This is a genomic window from Raoultella sp. T31 (assembly GCF_002806725.1).
Taxonomy (GTDB): domain Bacteria; phylum Pseudomonadota; class Gammaproteobacteria; order Enterobacterales; family Enterobacteriaceae; genus Klebsiella; species Klebsiella electrica.
Map to the genome: position 1 here is coordinate 103,323 of NZ_PIBO01000005.1, position 22,257 is coordinate 125,579.

19 protein-coding genes are annotated in these 22,257 nt (G+C 54.1%); 10 read left to right on the forward strand and 9 right to left on the reverse strand.

The annotated features are described in order from the left end of the window. Nucleotides 1–11: 11 nt before the first annotated feature. From CWM52_RS05290 to CWM52_RS05315, 6 genes are all read right to left on the reverse strand, one after another. Nucleotides 12–341, reverse strand: a complete 330-nt coding sequence (locus CWM52_RS05290) for a cytochrome o ubiquinol oxidase subunit IV (protein ID WP_100683125.1) — start codon at nucleotides 339–341, stop codon at nucleotides 12–14. Beyond that, the gene (locus tag CWM52_RS05295; RefSeq protein WP_100683126.1) at nucleotides 341–952 is read right to left on the reverse strand and encodes a cytochrome o ubiquinol oxidase subunit III; all 612 of its coding nucleotides are present in this window, start codon (nucleotides 950–952) and stop codon (nucleotides 341–343) included. The genes CWM52_RS05290 and CWM52_RS05295 overlap by 1 nt, the downstream gene beginning before the upstream one ends. Further along, nucleotides 942–2,933, reverse strand: a complete 1,992-nt coding sequence (gene cyoB / locus CWM52_RS05300) for a cytochrome o ubiquinol oxidase subunit I (protein WP_100683127.1) — start codon at nucleotides 2,931–2,933, stop codon at nucleotides 942–944. The genes CWM52_RS05295 and cyoB overlap by 11 nt, the downstream gene beginning before the upstream one ends. 19 nt (nucleotides 2,934–2,952) lie before the next feature. Next, the gene (gene cyoA, locus CWM52_RS05305; protein WP_100683128.1) at nucleotides 2,953–3,900 is read right to left on the reverse strand and encodes a cytochrome o ubiquinol oxidase subunit II; all 948 of its coding nucleotides are present in this window, start codon (nucleotides 3,898–3,900) and stop codon (nucleotides 2,953–2,955) included. 480 nt (nucleotides 3,901–4,380) lie between these two features. Then, nucleotides 4,381–5,856, reverse strand: coding sequence for a muropeptide MFS transporter AmpG (gene ampG, locus CWM52_RS05310; protein ID WP_100683129.1), 1,476 nt, complete (start codon nucleotides 5,854–5,856; stop codon nucleotides 4,381–4,383). Between the two features lie 43 nt (nucleotides 5,857–5,899). Then, the gene (locus CWM52_RS05315) at nucleotides 5,900–6,478 is read right to left on the reverse strand and encodes a lipoprotein (RefSeq protein WP_004858708.1); all 579 of its coding nucleotides are present in this window, start codon (nucleotides 6,476–6,478) and stop codon (nucleotides 5,900–5,902) included. A 425-nt stretch (nucleotides 6,479–6,903) separates the two neighbouring features. Here CWM52_RS05315 and bolA point away from each other — a divergent pair, with 425 nt between their 5' ends. From bolA to CWM52_RS05370, 9 genes are all read left to right on the forward strand, one after another. Beyond that, nucleotides 6,904–7,221 (forward strand): transcriptional regulator BolA, encoded by a 318-nt coding sequence (gene bolA / locus CWM52_RS05320; protein WP_100683130.1) that lies wholly within the window; start codon nucleotides 6,904–6,906, stop codon nucleotides 7,219–7,221. Between the two features lie 342 nt (nucleotides 7,222–7,563). Continuing rightward, nucleotides 7,564–8,862 (forward strand): trigger factor, encoded by a 1,299-nt coding sequence (gene tig, locus CWM52_RS05330; protein WP_100683131.1) that lies wholly within the window; start codon nucleotides 7,564–7,566, stop codon nucleotides 8,860–8,862. Between the two features lie 359 nt (nucleotides 8,863–9,221). After that, nucleotides 9,222–9,845 carry an ATP-dependent Clp endopeptidase proteolytic subunit ClpP gene (clpP, locus tag CWM52_RS05335; RefSeq protein WP_100683132.1) on the forward strand — a complete coding sequence of 208 codons (624 nt, stop codon included), beginning with the start codon at nucleotides 9,222–9,224 and terminating at the stop codon, nucleotides 9,843–9,845. A gap of 132 nt (nucleotides 9,846–9,977) precedes the next feature. Beyond that, nucleotides 9,978–11,252 carry an ATP-dependent protease ATP-binding subunit ClpX gene (gene clpX / locus CWM52_RS05340; protein ID WP_004858716.1) on the forward strand — a complete coding sequence of 425 codons (1,275 nt, stop codon included), beginning with the start codon at nucleotides 9,978–9,980 and terminating at the stop codon, nucleotides 11,250–11,252. Nucleotides 11,253–11,436: 184 nt separating this feature from the next. After that, nucleotides 11,437–13,791, forward strand: coding sequence for an endopeptidase La (gene lon / locus CWM52_RS05345; RefSeq protein WP_100683133.1), 2,355 nt, complete (start codon nucleotides 11,437–11,439; stop codon nucleotides 13,789–13,791). A 207-nt stretch (nucleotides 13,792–13,998) separates the two neighbouring features. Further along, nucleotides 13,999–14,271, forward strand: a complete 273-nt coding sequence (hupB, locus tag CWM52_RS05350; RefSeq protein ID WP_002444653.1) for a nucleoid-associated protein HU-beta — start codon at nucleotides 13,999–14,001, stop codon at nucleotides 14,269–14,271. 213 nt (nucleotides 14,272–14,484) lie between these two features. Beyond that, nucleotides 14,485–16,359: a peptidylprolyl isomerase gene (ppiD, locus tag CWM52_RS05355; protein ID WP_100683134.1), complete on the forward strand. Its 1,875-nt coding sequence runs from the start codon at nucleotides 14,485–14,487 to the stop codon at nucleotides 16,357–16,359. Between the two features lie 148 nt (nucleotides 16,360–16,507). Continuing rightward, nucleotides 16,508–16,876, forward strand: a complete 369-nt coding sequence (locus CWM52_RS05365) for a helix-hairpin-helix domain-containing protein (RefSeq protein WP_165785345.1) — start codon at nucleotides 16,508–16,510, stop codon at nucleotides 16,874–16,876. Nucleotides 16,877–16,986: 110 nt separating this feature from the next. Beyond that, entirely contained in the window at nucleotides 16,987–17,388 is a 402-nt protein-coding gene (locus tag CWM52_RS05370; protein ID WP_100683135.1) for a YbgC/FadM family acyl-CoA thioesterase, read from the forward strand. A gap of 213 nt (nucleotides 17,389–17,601) precedes the next feature. Here the strand turns inward: CWM52_RS05370 and queC are convergent, their stop codons facing one another. Both queC and CWM52_RS05380 read right to left on the reverse strand, forming a co-directional pair. Next, nucleotides 17,602–18,297 carry a 7-cyano-7-deazaguanine synthase QueC gene (gene queC, locus CWM52_RS05375; RefSeq protein ID WP_100683136.1) on the reverse strand — a complete coding sequence of 232 codons (696 nt, stop codon included), beginning with the start codon at nucleotides 18,295–18,297 and terminating at the stop codon, nucleotides 17,602–17,604. 66 nt (nucleotides 18,298–18,363) lie between these two features. Continuing rightward, complete coding sequence (locus tag CWM52_RS05380; protein WP_100683137.1) at nucleotides 18,364–20,064, reverse strand: SgrR family transcriptional regulator; 1,701 nt, start codon at nucleotides 20,062–20,064, stop codon at nucleotides 18,364–18,366. A 207-nt stretch (nucleotides 20,065–20,271) separates the two neighbouring features. Here CWM52_RS05380 and cof point away from each other — a divergent pair, with 207 nt between their 5' ends. Further along, on the forward strand, nucleotides 20,272–21,090 hold the full coding sequence (gene cof, locus CWM52_RS05385) for an HMP-PP phosphatase (RefSeq protein ID WP_100683138.1): 819 nt from the start codon (nucleotides 20,272–20,274) through the stop codon (nucleotides 21,088–21,090). A gap of 45 nt (nucleotides 21,091–21,135) precedes the next feature. On the opposite strand, the gene CWM52_RS05390 is transcribed toward cof, so the two are convergent. Further along, nucleotides 21,136–22,188 carry a PLP-dependent cysteine synthase family protein gene (locus CWM52_RS05390; protein WP_100683139.1) on the reverse strand — a complete coding sequence of 351 codons (1,053 nt, stop codon included), beginning with the start codon at nucleotides 22,186–22,188 and terminating at the stop codon, nucleotides 21,136–21,138. Nucleotides 22,189–22,257 lie beyond the last annotated feature (69 nt).

Consider the following 22,257-nt stretch of genomic DNA (forward strand, 5'->3'; position numbering starts at 1 on the left):
ACTTGCCGCTCTTAGTGCATCATCATGTTGTAATTCAGGTTCCACATAATCCAGATGGAGCCCACAACAACGATAGCAATGATGATTACGGTGAAGATAAACGCGGTCAGGTTCCAACCTTCGTCAGACTTGCTGTTCATGTGCAGGAAGTACACCAGGTGTACCACAATCTGCACAACAGCAGTGACGAGGATAGTTCCCAGAATAGCCGCATGCGATGCGGAGCCACTCATAACCATAGCAAACGGAATCGCCGTCAGAATGATCGACAGGATGAACCCTGTCATGTAGCTCTTTACGCTGCCGTGAGAAGCGCCGTGATGATCGCCAGAATGACTCATTACATTGCCCCCATCAGATAGACAACCGAGAACACGCAGATCCACACTACGTCCAGGAAGTGCCAGAACAGGCTCAGGCACATGATACGGGTACGGTTAGTGTTGGTCAGACCGCGACGTGAAACCTGAACCATCAGCACCGCCATCCAGATAAGACCGGAGGTGACGTGCAGACCGTGGGTACCCACCAGCGCGAAGAACGCTGACAGGAAGCCGCTGCGATCCGGGCCCATACCTTCAACAATCAGGTGATGGAATTCATACAGTTCCATCGCGATGAACCCTGCCCCGAAGAGGAAGGTCAGCGCCAGCCAGGAAACCACCTGGCTTTTGTTGTTTTTGTACATGGCGATAGCCGCCATGCCGTAGGTGATGGAGCTGAACAGCAGCAGCGCGGTTTCAACCAGAACGAACGGCAGTTCGAAAATATCTTTACCGCTCGGTCCGCCAGCCGTGCCGTTCACCAGAACGGCATAGGTCGCAAACAGGGTGGCGAAGATAATGCAGTCGCTCATCAGGTAGATCCAGAAGCCGAATACCTTCATCGGCCCTGTATCGTGGTGCCCGTGTTCGTGCGCGTGGGCGTTATGCGCAAGAGTATCAGTTGCCATTTTTCAGCCCTGCTTTGTTAATCTCGTCGAAATGCTGATTTTCCAGTTTTTCGACTTCTGCAACCGGCACGTAGTAATCCACGTCCTCGTCAAAGCTCTTAATAATCCAGGTCACCAGGATACCGACGAAGCTTGCAATCGCCATCCACCAGATGTGCCAGATCATCGCGAAACCAAACACCGTTGCGAAAGCAGCAATAACGATGCCCGCGCCGCTGTTTTTCGGCATATGAATCTCTTCATAGCCAGCCGGTTTCTTATACGCTTCGCCTTTTTCTTTCATTTCCCAGAACGCATCGCGCTCGTGGACGTGAGGAACGATGGCGAAGTTGTAGAACGGCGGCGGAGAAGAGGTTGCCCACTCCAGCGTACGGCCGCCCCATGGGTCACCGGTCAGGTCGCGGTTCTGCTCGCGATCGCGGATAGAGACGTAGAACTGAATCAGCTGGCAGAGGATACCGCAGGCAATCAGCGCCGCGCCGCAGGCCGCAACAACCAGCATCGGATGGAACTGCGGGTCAATCTGCTGGCTCAGGCGACGGGTCATCCCCATAAAGCCCAGTACGTACAGCGGCATAAACGCCACGAAGAAGCCGATTATCCAGAACCAGAAGGCGCGTTTGCCCCAGGTTTCGTTCAGCGTGAAGCCAAAGGCTTTCGGCCACCAGTAGGTCAGACCCGCGAAGCAACCAAATACCACACCGCCGATGATGACGTTATGGAAGTGGGCAATCAGGAACAGACTGTTGTGCAGCACGAAGTCCGCGCCCGGTACCGCCAGCAGTACGCCGGTCATACCACCGACAGAGAAGGTGACGATGAAGCCGATAGTCCACATCATTGCTGAGTTGAAGACAATGCGGCCCTGGTACATGGTGAACAGCCAGTTGAAAATCTTAACCCCGGTCGGGATGGCGATAATCATGGTGGTAATACCGAAGAAGGCGTTAACGTTCGCGCCGGCACCCATAGTGAAGAAGTGGTGCAGCCAAACGATGAACGACAGAACGGTAATACAGACTGTTGCCCAGACCAGCGAGGTGTAGCCAAACAGACGTTTACGCGAGAAGGTCGCCGCGATTTCGGAGAACACCCCGAAGACCGGCAGAACCAGGATATACACTTCCGGATGGCCCCAGGCCCAAATCAGGTTGATGTACATCATCATGTTGCCACCCATATCGTTGGTAAAGAAATGGGTGCCCAGGTAGCGGTCCAGGGTCAGCAGCGCGATGGTGACGGTCAGGATTGGGAAGGAGGCGATAATCAGGATGTTGGCGCACAGAGATGCCCAGCTAAATACCGGCATCTTGAACATGGTCATGCCAGGGGCACGCATCTTGATAATCGTTACAAAGAAGTTAATACCGGTTAACGTCGTACCAATACCGGAGAGCTGGAGAGCCCAGATCCAGTAATCGACCCCAACGCCCGGACTGTACTCGATTCCCGACAGCGGCGGATAGGCCAGCCAACCGGTCTGTGCGAATTCACCGACGCCCAGAGAGAGGTTAACCAGAATTACGCCGACAACGGTGAACCAGAAGCTCAGGTTGTTGAGGAACGGGAAGGCCACGTCGCGCGCGCCGAGCTGCAGAGGAACCACGAGGTTCATCAGGCCGACAACAAACGGCATCGCTACGAAGAAGATCATGATAACGCCGTGGGCGGTAAAGATCTGATCGTAGTGATGAGGCGGCAGGAAGCCAGCTTCCCCGGCCGAGGCCAGTACCTGCTGGCTACGCATCATAACGGCGTCAGCAAAGCCACGTAGCAACATCACGATGGCTAAGATAACGTACATGATACCCAGTTTTTTGTGGTCGACCGAAGTCAGCCATTCATTCCAAAGGTAGGACCACTTACCGAAGTAAGTGATTGCCGCCAGAAGCGCCAGTCCCCCGATGATAATCGCAGCCACCGTAACCACAATAATGGGTTCATGGTAGGGCACTGCATCCAGTGTGAGTTTTCCGAACATCGTTTTCTTCCTCGGCCCCTTAGTGAGCGGTTTCCGCGTGGCTCATGTCCATGCCTTCCATCCCTTCGTGCGCTGCGTGCTCGCCTTCAGGTTGGGACATATCCATGCTCTTGCCATGAGACATAAATTTGTTCACAACATCCTTAAACAAATCCGGTTTCACGTCAGAGAAGTATTCCACTTTGTTGTATTCGCTAGGCGCAGCCAGTTTGTCGAAAGCCGCCATGGAGTCCATGGTGTTCGACGACTGTTTCGCTTTCGCTACCCACTGATCGAAGGTTGCACGATCCGGCGTGGCGATAGCTTTGAACTTCATACCAGAGAAGCCCGGGCCGCTATAGCTTGCGGAGATACCGTCATAAGTGCCAGCTTCATTCGCGATGAGGTGCAGCTGAGTCTGCATCCCGGCCATTGCGTAAATCTGGCTGCCTAAACGTGGGATAAAGAACGAGTTCATCACGGAGTTAGAGGTCACTTTGAAGTGTACCGGTACGTTCGCCGGGAAGGCGATTTCGTTGACGGTAGCAATACCCTGTTCCGGATAGATGAAGAACCATTTCCAGTCCATCGAAACGACTTCGATGACGATCGGTTTCTCTTCGTGAGCAAGCGGTTTGCTTGGCTCGAGTGCGTGAGTGGTTTTCCAGGTCAGAACGGCCAGGAACAGGATGATCAGAATAGGAACCGTCCAGACCACAGCTTCAACTTTGTTGGAGTGTGACCAGTTCGGGCTATACTTCGCATCTTTATTACTCGCACGATACTTCCAGGCAAATCCTACTGCCATTAAGACGGCGGGAATAACGACAATCATCATCAGGCCAAAGGCCGTCAGTATCAGAGAACGTTGCTCCAGTCCAATCTGTCCTTTTGGGTCAAGGAGCGCAGAATCACAACCACTGAGTAATACAGTACCTGCGATTAATGACATCCATCCCAAACTTTTATTGTATTTCCTAAGTCTCATTGAACGACCTCAATTCCACGGAATCTGGTGGCGCTTAAAGTGTTCGGGCATTTTACGGGAAGGTTGCATTACTGTAAACATGATTGGAGCTGTGTCAGTTCTGTGTTAGCAGGTTCTGCTCGCTTTGTCACATATGTAACTGAGTGTGATGCTAATGCTTGCAACGCCCGCTACATGCGGGATCTATAACGAAAGAGATAAGAAGCTATTGGCTTATGAGGTAATGAGTATAAACACCAAAAAATAACACAACTAATTAACAATTAATTATCAAATAAAAGACATTGCGCTATGGCGATATTAAATCAGTTTTTGCTGAATCGGTTAAATTATTTAATGTTTTGAGTAAAAGTTGTCAATAACTTCCCAAAATGTAAAGCGCACAAAACAGCAAATGAAAAATGAACAATATAAAATCGTTAATAAGCCGTTATAATTACGATCAGTGATTACAACGGCTAATAACACCACAAGTGCGCGTTAAATCAGCGCGCTCTTCCGCAACGCCAGGTAGTCAAGCAGACTTCCGAGCACAATGCCGACGATAGCGGTGATGGCCGCAATTTCCAGCAGCATGGGCAGGAAGGAAAAAGCGGTGAAGTCGAGGGCATTGAGTATCAGCAGCAACAGCCATACGCCCAGCATCAGCGAACCCGTAGCCAGAATCAGCAGCGCCAGGGTATAGGTCTGCGGATATTGCGTGCGCGGGATGAAGTTGCCGGTGCGCTGCGTGTACTCCAGGGTTTGCCGACAGAGCAGCAGCAGCAGGATCCCCGGGACGGCGGCAAAGACAGAGAACAGATAAAACGTTGGCCAACCGTGCGTTTCGACGAACCAACCGGCAATTGGCCCGACGTACACGCGACCGACTGCCGATAGCGCGGACAGCAAAGCAAACTGGGTGGCGGAAAACGATTTATTACACAGCGTCATTAACAGGGCGACAAACGCCGCCGTGCCCATACCGCCGCACAGGTTTTCGAAAAAGACCGCCGTCGCCATGGAATAAAGATGTTTATCGGTAATCGACAGCAGCCAGTAGCCGGCATTGGAGGCACCCTGCAGCACGCCGAAAATCAACAGAGCGCGAAACAGGGTCAGGCGCTGCATTAATATGCCGCCGTACAGCGCGCCAACAATCGTCGCGAAAAGTCCCAGCGTTTTATTGACCATTCCGACCTCGCCGGCATCAAAACCGACTCCGCGAATCAAAAACGTGGTGGTCAGCGTCATCGCAAAGGCATCGCCGAGCTTATAAAGGACGATTAACAGCAGGATCAGCCAGGCGTTGTTGCGTCCGAAGAAATCGCGCAGCGGTTCGGCGATCGCCTGTTCGAGGCTTTTCGGCGCCGGAATCACATCGCTCGGTTCTGGTGCCAGTAAGGTGGCGATAATGCAGGGAATCAGCAGCACGGCCATCAGCCAGTACATTCCCTGCCAGCCGAGCCAGCGGTCAGCCAGCCACAGCGCCAGACCGCCGGATACCAGCATCCCCAGGCGATAGCCCAGTACGCTGATGGCCGCGCCAGCGCCACGTTCCTCGGCCGGCAGCACATCGGTTTTCCAGGCGTCGAAGACGATATCCTGCGATGCGGAGCAGAAGGCGATCGTTACCGCTAATGCCGCCATCCAGCGGAGCTGGCTGGCGGGCTCAAGGAACCCCATCGCGGCAATGGCGATAAGCAGCAGAAACTGGGTGGTCAGCAGCCAGCCGCGGCGCCGGCCAAGGAACGGCGGCGTGTAGCGGTCCATCACCGGCGACCAGAGGAACTTAAAGACGTAGGCCTGACCAACCAGTGAGAAGAAGCCGATCGTTTTCAGATCGATGTTTTCAACGGTCATCCACGCCTGGAGCGTGCCGGAGGTCAGCGCGAGAGGCAAACCGGAAGCAAACCCAAGGATCAGCAAAATAGCTGATTTAGGCTGCTGGAAAATGCGTAAGTAGTGGTTGGACATAGCTTATGACGCAAACCCGGCGCGAGGCCGGGTTTGCTGACGATCAACGCGCGTTTTGCTTGATGAAATCATGAATGCTGGTGTCCTGCGCCATATCGGCGATGGTATCGGTCAGGACGCTGTTCACCGCATTGGCGATATTCTGGTTGGAGGCCTGGAAGGCGCCTTCAACAGAGTAGCTTGCGCGATAGTTTTTGGTCATTTTGGTGCCGTTCGCGGCGGTAGCGATAATCGCGATATCTGCCTTCGTAGCGATGTTGTATCGCACGTTGCCCTGTGAAACGTCGGCATACAGTTTGTTCACGATGATCTGCAGATCGACTGCGCCGTTCGGCCCAATCATATAGCCGCGCGCGGTCATTTGTTTTTCCAGCACTTCCTGCAGCAGGAAGCGCAGATCGCGGGACGCGGTCAGCGTAACCTGTTGGTTATCACGGGTGACCTTCGCCAGCGCCTGATCCGGACGCTGATCCGCGCCGTTAATGCTGACGGTGACGCCCATCAGGCTTGGATCCTGCTGCGGCAGGCTCATTTTCGGCGATACATCAATGGTGGTCGGAGGCGTCGCGCATCCTGCCAGCATAAACATCGCGACCAGCGGGAAAAGAATTTTCTTAAACATGTTCAGGGTCTCAGCGCATGGTGTTGTTATACCCGTCATACATCAAGCAACGGTTGCGTTAGCGGCTCTTGTTGGCCCTCGTCGCTGACTTCAGCAAGCGCCTGAGGACTTTCCCGTTTATAGCCTTCGTCGCTCAACTTTATTTGGGGTCATTGAGGAAAATTACCGCCATCATAACATCGCCAACGGCGAGGGGAAGTAGCAGCGCATGTAAATTCATCGCGTTGTACATTTTATCGCCTTCTCCCATTTTTATCGCGATCCTGGCGGCTGTTCGGCGGGAGAGAGTCAGTAAACTTGATACTTTTGAATGAAAATATCAGAAGAATGCTAATTTTTTGTTGTTTTCCCCTAATGGAAGCGGTAAAAGCGGCTAACATTTAAAAGGAATGGCGGCATCTCAGCGTTGTCGGAGGAGAAAATTCATGATGATACGTGAACAGATCGAAGCAAAACTTAGGGCAGCGTTCGACCCCGTGTATCTCGAAGTCGTGGATGAAAGTTATCGCCACAATGTCCCGGCTGGCTCTGAAAGTCATTTTAAAGTGGTGTTGGTGAGCGATCGGTTCACCGGCGAGCGTTTTCTGAACCGTCACCGTATGATCTACGGTACGCTGACTGAGGAGCTGTCGAGCACTGTGCATGCGCTGGCGCTGCATACCTATACGATTAAAGAGTGGGAAGGTCTCCAGGACACGGTCTTTGCCTCTCCTCCTTGCCGCGGCGCGGGAACTATCGCCTAGAAATCGTATTTGCAACCGCGGGAACTTTTCCAGTATGTTGCGTGAAGATTTATCAAAAACGGCCTGCGGGCCGTTTTGTTTTGTCTGAAAATGTGCGCAGTGGGCGCTTTTAAAGACAAATTTGCGCGGGAAATGTGAAAAATGCCGCAGCAGTGGGCGACAACCGTTCTCGACTCACAAAAGTGATGCCGCTATAATGCCGCGTCTTATATGAATGTCTTCGGGATGATTCTGACGACAGGGAATGTGTTTCTGATTTGAAGAGGGCATCCCGGTTCTGCGAAGCAACGTACACGCGCTTCCAGAGTTGACCGAGCACTGTGATTTTTTTGAGGTAACAAGATGCAAGTTTCAGTTGAAACCACTCAGGGCCTTGGGCGCCGTGTAACGATTACTATCGCCGCTGACAGCATCGAGAATGCTGTCAAAAGCGAGCTGGTCAACGTGGCGAAAAAAGTTCGCATTGACGGCTTCCGTAAAGGGAAAGTGCCGATGAATGTTGTTGCTCAGCGTTATGGCGCATCCGTTCGCCAGGACGTGCTGGGCGACCTGATGAGCCGTCAGTTTGTTGACGCGATCATCAAAGAGAAAATCAATCCGGCCGGCGCGCCGAACTACGTTCCGGGCGAATACAAGCTGGGTGAAGACTTCACCTACGCGGTAGAGTTCGAAGTTTACCCGGAAGTTGCGCTGCAGGGTCTGGAAACAATCGAAGTTGAAAAACCGGTTGTTGAAGTGACCGACGCTGACGTCGACACCATGCTGGACACTCTGCGTAAGCAGCAGGCTAACTGGAAAGACAAAGATGGCGCTGTTGATGCAGAAGACCGCGTAACCATCGACTTCACCGGTTCTGTTGACGGCGAAGAGTTTGAAGGCGGCAAAGCGTCTGACTTCGTACTGGCGATGGGCCAGGGTCGTATGATCCCGGGCTTTGAAGACGGTATCAAAGGCCGCAAAGCGGGCGAAGAGTTCACTATCGATGTGACCTTCCCGGAAGAATACCACGCAGAAAACCTGAAAGGTAAAGCGGCTAAGTTCGTTATCAACCTGAAGAAAGTTGAAGAGCGCGAACTGCCGGAACTGACTGCTGAATTCATCAAACGTTTCGGCGTTGAAGATGGTTCCGTTGAAGGTCTGCGCGCTGAAGTGCGTAAAAACATGGATCGCGAGCTGAAAGGCGCCGTGCGTAACCGCGTGAAGTCTCAGGCTATCGAAGGTCTGGTTAAAGCCAATGACATCGACGTGCCAGCTGCCCTGATCGACAGCGAAATCGACGTTCTGCGTCGTCAGGCTGCTCAGCGTTTCGGTGGCAATGAGAAACAGGCTCTGGAACTGCCGCGCGAACTGTTCGAAGAGCAGGCTAAACGCCGCGTTGTTGTCGGTCTGCTGCTGGGCGAAGTGATTCGTACCCACGAGCTGAAAGCTGACGAAGATCGCGTTAAAGGCCTGATCGAAGAGATGGCTTCCGCTTACGAAGATCCGAAAGAAGTTGTTGAGTTCTACAGCAAAAACAACGAACTGATGGACAACATGCGCAACGTCGCGCTGGAAGAGCAGGCTGTTGAAGCCGTTCTGGCAAAAGCGAAAGTGTCTGAAAAAGCCACCACCTTCAATGAGCTGATGAACCAGCAGGCGTAATTTCGCCCCACGGTTTAACGTTCAGGTAAAACCCGTTGCCGAGAGGCGGCGGGTTTTTTTTTATCGCAGCAATAGCTTCAGGATGAGTGCGAAAATGCGATATCAATGATAGCGTTACGACAAAAGCTTGTTATGCTTGAATTATGATTGCATCGCCCCCACTACGAGGAGACGAAACCGCATGCGTGAAATCATGCATAATGACGAAGCGTGTCTGTCGGGATTCGTTCAGGTTGTGGGTGTCAGGTTGATATTCAGGTAATTTGAATGATGACGGACAGAAGACTCTGGCTGATAATCCGTCCATAAGGTTACAATCAGTGCGGCAGGTTTATTCAAAATTAATCCAGGAGACGGAAATGTCATACAGTGGCGAACGAGATAACTTTGCACCCCATATGGCCCTGGTGCCGATGGTCATTGAACAGACCTCGCGCGGTGAACGTTCTTTTGATATCTACTCCCGTCTGCTCAAGGAACGCGTCATCTTTCTGACCGGCCAGGTGGAAGACCACATGGCGAATCTGATCGTGGCGCAGATGCTTTTTCTGGAAGCGGAAAACCCGGAAAAAGACATTTATCTGTACATTAACTCTCCGGGCGGGGTGATCACCGCCGGGATGTCGATTTACGACACCATGCAGTTCATCAAGCCTGACGTGAGCACCATTTGTATGGGCCAGGCGGCATCGATGGGCGCATTCCTGCTGACTGCAGGGGCAAAAGGCAAGCGTTTCTGCCTGCCGAACTCCCGCGTGATGATCCACCAGCCGCTGGGCGGCTATCAGGGTCAGGCGACGGATATCGAAATTCACGCCCGCGAGATCCTGAAAGTGAAAGGGCGGATGAATGAACTGATGGCACACCATACGGGTCAATCCCTGGCGCAGATTGAGAACGACACCGAGCGTGACCGTTTCTTGTCAGCCTCCGAAGCGGTGGAATACGGCCTGGTCGATTCCATTTTGGCCCATCGTAATTGATGCCCCTGGCGTAAGGGGGCCGCTATACTTGTCTGGAGTAGGGCGGCACAACGCGTGTCAGCGGCTTGCGCCTGATAATGGCATTTGCGTCGTCGTGTGCGGCACAAAGAACTTAATAAGAGGTTTGGACTCATGACAGATAAACGCAAAGATGGTTCGGGCAAACTGTTGTATTGCTCTTTTTGCGGCAAAAGCCAGCATGAAGTACGTAAGCTGATCGCCGGGCCATCCGTGTATATCTGCGACGAATGCGTTGATTTATGTAACGACATCATTCGCGAAGAGATTAAAGAAGTCGCGCCGCATCGTGAACGCAGTGCGCTGCCGACGCCGCACGAAATCCGCCATCACCTGGACGATTACGTTATCGGCCAGGAGCCGGCGAAAAAAGTGCTGGCCGTTGCGGTATACAACCACTACAAACGCCTGCGCAATGGTGATACCAGCAACGGCGTTGAGCTGGGTAAAAGTAACATTCTGCTGATTGGGCCGACAGGTTCCGGTAAAACGCTGCTGGCGGAAACGTTGGCGCGCCTGCTGGATGTGCCGTTCACCATGGCTGACGCCACCACCCTGACCGAAGCCGGTTATGTCGGTGAAGACGTCGAAAACATCATTCAGAAGCTGCTGCAGAAATGCGACTACGACGTACAGAAAGCGCAGCGCGGTATCGTCTACATCGATGAAATCGACAAAATTTCGCGTAAATCGGATAACCCGTCGATTACCCGCGATGTCTCTGGTGAAGGCGTGCAGCAGGCGCTGCTGAAGCTTATCGAAGGGACCGTTGCCGCGGTACCACCGCAGGGCGGGCGTAAGCATCCGCAGCAGGAGTTCTTGCAGGTTGACACCTCTAAGATCCTGTTTATCTGCGGCGGCGCGTTTGCCGGTCTGGATAAGGTCATTTCCCATCGTGTAGAAACCGGTTCAGGTATTGGTTTCGGCGCGACGGTAAAAGCCAAATCCGACAAAGCGAGCGAAGGCGAGCTGCTGTCGCAGGTTGAGCCGGAAGATCTGATCAAATTTGGTCTGATTCCGGAGTTCATCGGTCGTCTGCCGGTCGTCGCAACGCTGAATGAGCTGAGCGAAGAAGCGCTGATTCAGATCCTGAAAGAGCCGAAAAATGCCCTGACTAAACAGTATCAGGCATTGTTCAACCTCGAAGGCGCTGAGCTGGAGTTCCGCGATGAAGCGCTGGACGCGATCGCCAAAAAAGCGATGGCGCGTAAAACCGGCGCACGCGGTCTGCGTTCTATCGTTGAAGCGGCGCTGCTCGATACCATGTACGATCTTCCGTCAATGGAAGATGTGGAAAAAGTGGTTATCGACGCCTCCGTTATCGACGGACAGAGCAAGCCGTTGCTGATCTATGGCAAACCGGAAGCGCAGCAGGCGTCTGGTGAATAATTAACCAACTCGTTCAAGCAGTTAACAAAAAAGGGGGGATTTTATCCCCCCTTTTATTTTTCCTGCATTCCCGCCGTTGAATGTGTGGAATACATCCCCATATACTGGATTACATATTAACGGCGTCGCGATGACGAGTCGTGCCGCTGGCTACCTGGCGGACTTTAAACTAAGAGAGAGCTCTATGAATCCTGAGCGTTCTGAACGCATTGAAATCCCCGTATTGCCGTTGCGCGATGTGGTGGTTTATCCGCACATGGTCATACCCCTGTTTGTAGGGCGGGAAAAATCTATCCGTTGTCTTGAAGCGGCTATGGACCATGATAAAAAAATCATGCTGGTTGCGCAGAAAGAAGCTTCGACGGATGAGCCGGGTGTAAATGATCTTTTCACCGTCGGGACCGTGGCATCAATTTTACAGATGCTGAAGCTGCCTGATGGCACCGTCAAAGTGCTGGTTGAAGGCCTGCAGCGCGCGCGTATTTCTGCATTATCGGATAACGGCGAGCATTTTTCAGCGAAAGCCGAGTACCTTGAATCGCCGGCGATCGACGAACGCGAGCAGGAAGTGCTGGTGCGCACCGCGATCGGTCAGTTTGAAGGCTATATCAAGCTGAACAAGAAAATCCCACCGGAAGTGCTGACGTCGCTCAACAGCATCGACGATCCCGCGCGCCTGGCGGATACCATCGCTGCCCACATGCCGCTCAAGCTGGCCGATAAGCAGTCCGTCCTCGAGATGTCCGACATTAACGAACGTCTGGAATATCTGATGGCGATGATGGAATCGGAAATCGATCTGCTGCAGGTTGAGAAGCGCATTCGCAACCGCGTGAAAAAGCAGATGGAAAAATCTCAGCGTGAGTACTATCTGAATGAGCAGATGAAGGCCATCCAGAAAGAGCTCGGTGAGATGGACGATGCCCCGGACGAGAACGAAGCGCTGAAGCGTAAGATCGACGCGGCGAAAATGCCGAAAGAGGCAAAAGAAAAAACCGAAGCGGAACTGCAAAAGCTGAAGATGATGTCGCCAATGTCGGCGGAAGCGACCGTCGTACGCGGCTACATCGACTGGATGGTGCAGGTGCCGTGGAACGCGCGCAGCAAGGTTAAAAAAGATCTGCGTCAGGCTCAGGAGATCCTCGATACCGATCACTACGGCCTTGAGCGCGTGAAAGATCGTATCCTTGAGTATCTTGCGGTGCAGAGCCGTGTGAATAAGCTCAAAGGGCCGATTCTGTGCCTGGTTGGACCGCCGGGGGTGGGTAAAACCTCGTTGGGTCAATCCATCGCCAAAGCAACCGGACGTAAATACGTGCGTATGGCGCTGGGCGGCGTGCGTGATGAAGCGGAAATCCGCGGTCACCGTCGGACCTATATTGGCTCCATGCCGGGCAAACTGATCCAGAAAATGGCGAAAGTGGGCGTGAAAAACCCGCTGTTCCTGCTGGATGAGATAGACAAAATGTCCTCTGACATGCGCGGCGATCCGGCTTCAGCGCTGCTGGAAGTACTGGATCCTGAACAGAACGTGGCGTTTAACGACCACTATCTGGAAGTGGACTACGATCTGAGCGACGTGATGTTTGTGGCGACCTCTAACTCCATGAATATCCCGGCTCCGCTGTTGGATCGTATGGAAGTGATTCGTCTGTCCGGTTATACCGAAGACGAAAAACTGAACATTGCCAAACGCCACCTGCTGTCTAAACAGATTGAGCGTAATGCGCTGAAAAAAGGCGAGCTGACCGTTGAGGACAGCGCGATTATCGGGATTATTCGCTATTACACCCGTGAAGCGGGCGTGCGTGGGCTGGAGCGTGAAATTTCCAAGCTGTGCCGTAAGGCGGTCAAACAGCTGCTGCTGGATAAGTCACTGAAGCACATCACGATTAGCGGCGATAACCTGCATGATTTCCTTGGCGTGCAGCGCTATGACTACGGTCGTGCGGATAGCGAAAACCGCGTTGGTCAGGTCACCGGTCTGGCATGGACGGAAGTGGGCGGCGATCTGCTGACCATCGAAACCGCCTGCGTGCCGGGTAAAGGCAAGCTGACCTATACCGGCTCGCTGGGCGAAGTGATGCAGGAGTCTATTCAGGCTGCGCTGACCGTAGTCCGTTCGCGTGCGGATAAGCTGGGTATTAACTCAGACTTTTACGAAAAACGTGATATTCACGTTCACGTTCCGGAAGGGGCGACGCCGAAAGACGGTCCGAGCGCCGGTATCGCGATGTGTACCGCGCTGGTGTCCTGTCTGACGGGGAATCCGGTACGCGCTGACGTCGCGATGACGGGGGAAATTACCCTGCGCGGCCAGGTGCTGCCAATCGGCGGTCTGAAGGAAAAACTGCTGGCGGCACACCGCGGCGGCATTAAGACTGTTCTGATTCCTGATGAAAATAAACGTGACCTTGAAGAAATTCCAGATAACGTTATTGCCGATTTAGATATCCATCCGGTGAAACGAATCGAAGAAGTTCTGACACTTGCGTTGCAGAACGAACCCTTTGGCATGCAGGTAGTCACGGCAAAATAGTGATTTCGCGCAAATAGCGCTAAGAAAAGTGGGGCTGGGAAGTAAATTCGTACTTGCCAGCCTTTTTTTGTGTAGCTAACTTAGATCGCTGGCAGGGGGTCATCTACAACTCTGTTGTAAGGGCATGACAGTCCTGATATAACTGCTGCGCGGTCGCACCACGAAGGATTCTGGTGCGATATAAATTATAAAGAGAGGAAGAGAACAGTGAATAAATCTCAACTGATTGACAAAATTGCTGCGGGTGCGGACATTTCTAAAGCTGCAGCCGGACGTGCGTTAGATGCTTTAATTGCTTCTGTTACTGAATCTCTGCAGGCTGGAGATGACGTTGCGCTGGTCGGGTTTGGTACCTTTGCTGTGAAAGAGCGCGCTGCCCGTACCGGTCGCAACCCGCAAACAGGTAAAGAAATTACCATCGCTGCTGCCAAAGTGCCGGGTTTCCGTGCCGGTAAAGCGCTGAAAGACGCGGTAAACTGATCGGCTTCCCATCAGGGAATGTGACGAAGTACAAGGGCGCATCGCGAGATGTGCCTTTTTTATTTGCCCGAAACCCGACTTTATGTGTGTTTGTACGCACTTGTGGGCTGACAATCCCCCCATTTTCTTGTCAAAATAGGTCCTCACGCGCGGCAGCCATCACGTGCTATGCTGCGCGAGCTAAAGTCATCTACAGCGGAGCGTTGTTACACCATGATGGACAACCTACGCACGGCCGCCAATAGCGTCGTGCTCAAGATTATTTTCGGTATCATCATTATCTCGTTCATTTTGACCGGGGTGAGTGGTTACCTGATTGGCGGCAGTAACAATTATGCCGCGAAAGTTAACGACCAGGAAATTGGTCGCTCACAGTTTGAAAATGCCGTTGCCAGCGAACGTAACCGTATGCAGCAGCAGCTTGGCGATCGGTTCTCGGAACTGGCGGCCAACGAAAACTACATGAAAACCATGCGTCAGCAGGTGCTGAACCGTCTGATTGACGAGTCGCTGCTTGACCAGTACGCCCGCGAACTTGGACTGAGCGTCAGCGATGCTCAAGTCAAACAAGCTATCTTCCAGACCCAGGCTTTCCAGACTAACGGCAAATTTGATAACGAACGTTTTGGCGGTATCGTGAATCAAATGGGTATGACCACCGATCAGTACGCGCAGGCGCTGCGCAACCAGCTGACGACTCAGCAGCTGATTAATGCCATTGCCGGTACCGACTTTATGCTGTCCGGTGAGTCCGATCAGCTGGCTGCGCTGGTATCTCAGCAACGCGTAGTGCGTGAAGCTACCATCGATGTCAACGCGCTGGCGGCGAAGCAGACGGTGAGCGATGAGGAAATCAACGCTTACTACCAGCAAAACCAGGCCCGTTTTATGGCGCCGGAGCAGTTCCGCGTCAGCTACATTAAAATGGATGCGGCTGGCATGCAGGAGAACGCCTCTGACCAGGAAATTCAGTCCTGGTATGATCAGCACCAGGATCAGTTCACGCAGCCGCAGCGTAACCGCTACAGCGTGATTCAGACCAAGACCGAAGCCGATGCCCAGACTATTCTGGATGAACTGAAGAAAGGGGCCGATTTCGCCGCCCTGGCGAAAGAAAAATCTACCGACATTATCTCTGCCCGCAACGGTGGCGATATGGGCTGGATGGAAGATGCCGCAACGGTGCCGGAGCTGAAAAATGCCGGTCTGAAAGAAAAAGGCCAGCTTTCTGGCGTGATTAAATCTTCCGTGGGTTTCCTGGTTGTCCGTCTTGATGATGTTCAGCCGGCGAAGGTTAAACCGCTGGCTGACGTTCGCGATGATATCGCGGCGAAAGTGAAGCAGGAAAAAGCGCTGGATGCTTACTACGCGCTACAGCAGAAAGTGAGCGATGCGGCCAGCAATGATAACGAATCTCTGGCCAGCGCCGCACAGGCTGCGGGTGTGAAAGTGAGCGAAACCGGCTGGTTTGGGCGTGACAATCTGCCGGAAGAGCTGAACTTTAAACCGGTCTCCGATGCTATTTTCAACGGCGGTCTGGTGGGCGAGAACGGTACGCCGGGCAGCAACTCCGATATCATCACCGTCGATGGCGATCGCGCATTTGTTCTGCGTATCAGCGAGCATAAAGCGGAAGCCGTGAAGCCGCTGGCGGATGTGAAAGCGCAGGTTATCGATATCGTAAAACACACCAAAGCTGAACAACAGGCGAAGCTGGATGCAGACAAGCTGCTGGCGGCGCTCAAAGATGGCAAAGGTGACGAGGCGATGAAGGCCGCAGGTTTAAGCTTCGGCCCGGCGCAGACGCTGGCCCGTACCGGTCAGGATCCATTGAGCCAGGCGACGTTTGCTCTGCCGCTGCCGCAGCAGGGTAAACCTGTCTACGGTATGGGTAGCGACATCAAAGGCAATGTGGTGCTGCTGGCGCTGGATGAAGTGAAAGCCGGCGACATGCCGGAAGAGCAGAAAAAAGCCATGGTTCAAGGCATCACGCAGAACAATGCTCAGATTGCTTTCGAAGCGCTGATGAGCAACCTGCGTAAGTCTGCGAAAATTAAACTCGGCGATGCCATCGACCAGCAGCAATAATTTCGTGACGCTTCGCAAAAATCAGTAACGTGATGTAATCCTCAAAGGCCGCTTTCGCGGCCTTTTCCATTTCTGCGGTTTGCCTTTTGTACTCTTTTTCCACGCTCGTTATTGTGACTCCGCTGTCTACAAACAAGGAGATAACAGCATGAAATGTGGATTGAAAACGCTTATTGCCGCCGCCGTACTGGTTTGTGCGGCAGGAAGTCAGGGCGTACTTGCCGCCCCTTCCAGCGGGAAAACGTCGGCGACGGCAAAGGAGAGCGTGCAGACGCCGCAGGCGAAGGCGCCTGAGGCGTTAAACGCGACTGAGAATGATGGAACCAGGGTGAGTATCAATAGCGCCAGCGCAGAAGAGCTGGCAAAGGCTCTGAATGGCGTCGGTCTGAAGAAAGCGCAGGCTATCGTGAGCTATCGCGAAGAGTACGGGCCCTTTAAAACCGTTGACGATCTTAAGCAGGTCCCGGGGATGGGTAGCTCGCTGGTGGAGAGAAATCTGTCACATCTGACGCTGTAAATTTGCAGTACAAGTTTGCACAGTCGTTATTATTTGCCAGACTGAAGAGGTCACACGAGTGGTGTGACCTCTGACCTCAAAACAACAATGAAAGATAAGGCATGTGCGCTATGCAGACACAAATCAAAGTTCGCGGCTATCATCTCGACGTCTATCAGCACGTCAATAATGCGCGTTACCTGGAGTTTCTCGAAGAGGCGCGTTGGGATGGCCTGGAGAGCAGCCCGGCCTTTCACTGGATGACCGCACGTAACATCGCCTTCGTGGTGGTGAATATCAATATCAACTATCGACGTCCGGCGGTATTAGGCGATGTGCTCACCGTCACCAGCAAACTGGAACAGCTGAACGGAAAAAGCGGGACGTTAAGCCAGGTCGTCACCCTTAACCCTAACGGCGAGGTGGTAGCCGATGCGCTAATCACCTTTGTCTGCATCAATCTTAAAACGCAGAAGGCGCTGCCGCTGGAGGGCGAACTGCGCGAGAAACTGGTGCAACTGGAGTCTTGCTGACAGGCCCAGCGCAGGAGCCTGTCCCGGAGGCGCAGCTGCGCATCTGTTTCAGCTAACGCTAATCGAGAAAATGCCGGGTGGCGGCTGATGCCTGCCCGGCCTGTAGGTCGTTGCGGATTGGGGACAGGAGTACGCTGGCGGGCTACGGGCCTGATGGTATACGCGGTTCTCGCAGGCCCGCGAAGGCGTCAGTCGCTACCGGGAAATAAGCGGCTACTGTAGCCCGGTTTTCTGCTTCATCACGGCCATAATACCTGGTCGATCGGCTTCGTACTGGCTTAGCCCGTTGGCGCGCAGGTTACAGGCCGCGCACTGTCCGCAGCCGTCGCCCTTAATGCCGTTATAGCAGGTCAGGGTTTCATGGCGCACCAGCGCTAACTGGCCCCAGTAATCGGCTAAGGCCCATGTCTCGGCTTTGTTCAGCCACATCAGCGGCGTCTCGAAGCGAATATCTTTCGCCATTCCCAGGCTGACGGCATGGTGCAGCGCTTTCACGAACTCGTCGCGGCAGTCCGGGTAGCCGGAAAAATCGGTCTCGCAAACGCCGGTAATGATCGCTTCCGCCTTGACCTGGTAGGCATAAATCGCCGTCAGTGTTAAAAACAGGATATTTCGTCCGGGCACAAAGGTATTCGGGATACCGCTGGCTTCCGGCTCATAGTCCGGCACCGGAATGTTATCGCGGGTCAGACTGCTGACGGCAAGCTCGTTGAGCAGCGTCACGTCGAGCACCTTATGGGCAACGGCGCCCAGCTTTAACGCCAGAGCGCGCGCAACGTCAATTTCCGCGCGGTGGCGTTGGCCATAATCAAAAGTGACGCAGTGCACTTCATCGTACTGTTGCAGAGCCTGCACCAGGCAGGTTGTTGAATCTTGTCCTCCGCTGAAGACAACTACGGCGCGTTTCATGGCAATTCCTGACAATCAAAGTGAAAGCGATATGGTAGCGCCTGACAGGCGCGGCGACCAGCTTCATCACGGCGGTGATGGCGGTAGCCAGGCGCTGGTGAAATCAAACCAGCCTCGGGCGTTAAGCCGCAGGCCGTTCACGCCCGGCGGGGCACTGATACGATAATGGTAATTAAATAGCGGCGTCATGATGGCATCGTCCATCAGGATATTGAAAACATTGCGCAACGCTTCGTTGCGGCTGCGTTCTTCAGGCTGCGCCTGGACGGCATCGAGGGTGGCCTGCAGATGAGCATATTGCGCCCCGGTCAATAAATGGGGCCACATCGTATCGCAGCGCAGCCACTGCTCCAGCGTGTATTCCGGCGCTTCGCCGATCAGCCGATCGCCCATGACCAAATCCGCCTGCGCCAGTTCCTGGCAACCGTGCCAGTTTTTGGCGTCGTGAAAAATGAGCTTCAGTTCACAGCCGAGGGCGGCAAGCCGCAGGCGAAGCTGTTCCGCCATCGTGTGCAGTTCGACCGGCAGGTGATACAACAGCGTAAGCTGTTCAGGCAGAGGCACATCCTGATTTTCCGGCCCCTGGGGAATGGTCCATCCGGGCAACACCTCGTGACTGGGGGTAATCAAATCTTCGTCGAGCGGAAGTGTCTTTAGCAGTGAAGAACGGTGAATCAGCGATACCAGCCGCTGCGCCTGAGCTTTACTGAGGCGAGGGCTTTGATGCAGCGTCAGGTAGCAAAATCCGAGGCTGATGCTATTGCTGACCTGACGAAGATTTGCCAGCTTGTCCGGATCGCCAATGGTAATCTGCACCGGGTGGCGGCAGCTGGTGCCCAGATTCTGCTCAAACAGCTGGGGAGTTATCCAGTACTCCACCGCCTGGATCAGCGGGTGGTGCAGATGATAGCGCGGATGATTCTCCAGCCGCACCAGTTCCGGGCTGAACAGTTGCAGGCGAAACGGCCCGCTGCCGACCGTTGGTTCATCGGGATGCGCCAGTACGCTGCCGTCGCTGGCAAGGCGGAAAGGGAGCCAGTAATCCGGGCGATGCAGCGTAATCGTCAGACACTGCGCATGCGTGACATCAATGCGGTTAATACTGGCAAACAGGGCGCGCAGGGCGGGTAGCTCCAGCAACATCAGCAGTCGCCGCTGAAGCTGCGGCGTTTCTAGCGGATCGCCATTATGCCAGAACAGCGTTGAACGGATATAAAACTGCCAGCACAGGCCGTCCGGCGATACCTGCCAGTGATGAGCTAAATCTCCGACCGGAGAGCTACTGTGCGCGCCGAAGCGCGTCAGTCCGGAAAAAATTTGCCCGGCAAGATGTTGTTCGGCGCGGCCAGGTAAAAAACCCGGCCGCAGTGAGTCAAGCGGGCGATAGTAGGGAATACGCAAAGTCGGCGTATTGTTTTGCCACTGACCGCCAAGAAAAGGCGAAAGCAGCGCCTTCAGCTCTTCCGTCGCCAGCTGAGCCAGCTCCAGCGCGTTTTTCTGCTGACCATTATTCAGCGCCAGCTCCATCATCTCATTACGTAAGGCTTCTGGCGCGGTGTGAAAAATCAGCGTGCCGCGTTTTCCGCGCCCGGGAGCGGCCTGCCAGCTCAACCAGCCGGCCTCCTGAGCCTGACGCAGCAGCGTTCGAATATGGCGCTCGCTGCAAAAACAGCGTTCAGCCAGTTCACCGACCGTCACCTGCTGCGGCGCGCCGGAGGAGGGCCGCCAGAGGCGCTGGTACTGGTTCAGACGGTTTAATAACCTCATAGGCACTTCATCCTTCAACCGGCCTCTGCGTTGGCTACGCTTGCTCACCCCGTTACCCGGGCTGTCCTTCGGCCTCGCCCCTTCGCAGCCTGCGCGAGCACGGTTTATAAACCCGGAACAATAAAATTTATCTATTCACTATTACTTCCGTATATCTCAGGCAATACTGGAACTCAAGTAAAACTCACCGTGCTTTTGGGAGCTCACATGGCAAGACTCGCTGCATTTGATATGGACGGCACGCTGCTGCTGCCGGACCATCGTCTGGGAACGTCAACGCGCTCAACGCTGAAGCGTCTGCGCGATCGTGATATTACCCTGACCTTTGCCACGGGCCGCCATGCGCTGGAAATGCGCCACGTCATCGGTGAACTCTCGCTGGATGCCTACTTAATTACCGGCAACGGTACGCGGATTCATGCCGTGGATGGAGAAGAGCTGCACCGCCGCGATCTCGATCCTGGCGTCGCGGAAGCGGTGCTCCACCGCCGCTGGGACACGGCGGCCAGCATGCACGTCTTTAATGATGGCGGCTGGTTTACCGGCCAGGAGATGCCCGGATTGCTAAAAGCGCATATTTTCAGCGGCTTCCGCTATCAGATATCCGATCCCAGACGGATGCCGGCGGATAACGTCACCAAAGTCTGCTTCTGCGGCGAGCACGACGATCTCCGGCGGCTCAACGTTCAGCTGGCTGAAGCGCTCGGCGATCGCGCGCATATTTGTTTTTCAGCGTTCGACTGCCTGGAAGTGCTGCCAAATGGGTGTAATAAAGGCGCAGCGCTGGCGGTACTTAGCCAGCATCTGGGCCTGTCGATGCAGGATTGTATGGCGTTTGGCGACGCCATGAACGACCGCGAAATGCTCGGTAGCGTGGGGCGCGGGGTCATTATGGGTAACGCGATGCCGCAGCTCAAAGCTGAACTGCCGCATTTACCGGTTATTGGAGACTGCCGGCATGAAGCGGTCTCCCATTTTTTAACGCATTGGCTGGATAATCCCGATCTTCCTTATTCCCCCGAATAAACAGACCTTTCCAGCAAGCCAGGCGCCACGGTGTCTGGCTTTTTTTTATTGTGTGTTCACCATTGCCGCGATTTTTGCCTGCCACGGAGTGATATCGCCTATCTGACTTGAGACCCACTGCGGGTTGTAATAGCTCTCCAGATAGCGTTCGCCGCTGTCGCACAGCAGAGTGACGATAGAACCGGTACGTCCCTCGGCGCGCATACGCACGGCGAGCTCAAGCACCCCCCACATATTGGTGCCGGTGGAGGCGCCGACTTTGCGACCCAGCAGCGTTTCCAGCCACAGGGCGCTGGCGACGCTGGCCGCGTCCGGCACCCGCAGCATCTCATCGACGACGTCAGGAATAAATGACGGCTCGACGCGCGGACGACCGATACCTTCTATTTTGCTGCCGACCGGGCTGCGCAGGTCGGCATCGCGGCTCTGCCAGTAGTCGAGGAACACCGAGTTTTGCGGATCGACCACCAGCAGTTGAGTATCATAACCCTGACAGCGGATATAGCGGCCAATCGTGGCCGATGTTCCGCCGGTCCCCGCACTCATCACGATGTAAGCGGGCTGCGGATGCGGTTCATGGGTCATCTGCCGGAAAATGCTGTCGGCAATATTGTTATTGCCGCGCCAGTCTGTCGCCCGTTCAGCGAAGGTAAACTGATCCATATAATGGCCGTTCAGCTCGCGAGCCAGTCTCTCGGAGGCGGCATAGATTTCGCACGCGCTCTCGACGAAGTGACAGCGTCCGCCATAAAACTCAATCTGCTCAATTTTGCGTTTCGCCGTACAGGAAGGCATGACGGCGATAAACGGCAGGCCGAGCAGGCGTGCGAAGTAGGCCTCAGAGACTGCCGTCGAGCCGGAAGAGGCTTCGATAATCGTCGTCCCTTCTTTAATCCAGCCGTTACACAGTCCGTAAAGGAACAGAGAACGCGCCAGGCGGTGTTTCAGGCTGCCGGTAGGATGGGTGCTCTCATCCTTCAGGTAGATCTGAATACCCGGGAAGCCGGGCAGCGCCAGGCGAATAAGGTGCGTGTCGGCCGAACGCTGATAATCGGCGTTAATTTCACTGATGGCGTGTTTTACCCAGGCGCTCTTCATCGTTATTTCCTGTTTGTCATTTTGTGCCCAGCTTAGCGGAAGTGCGAGGAAAAATTGTTGCTATTTAGC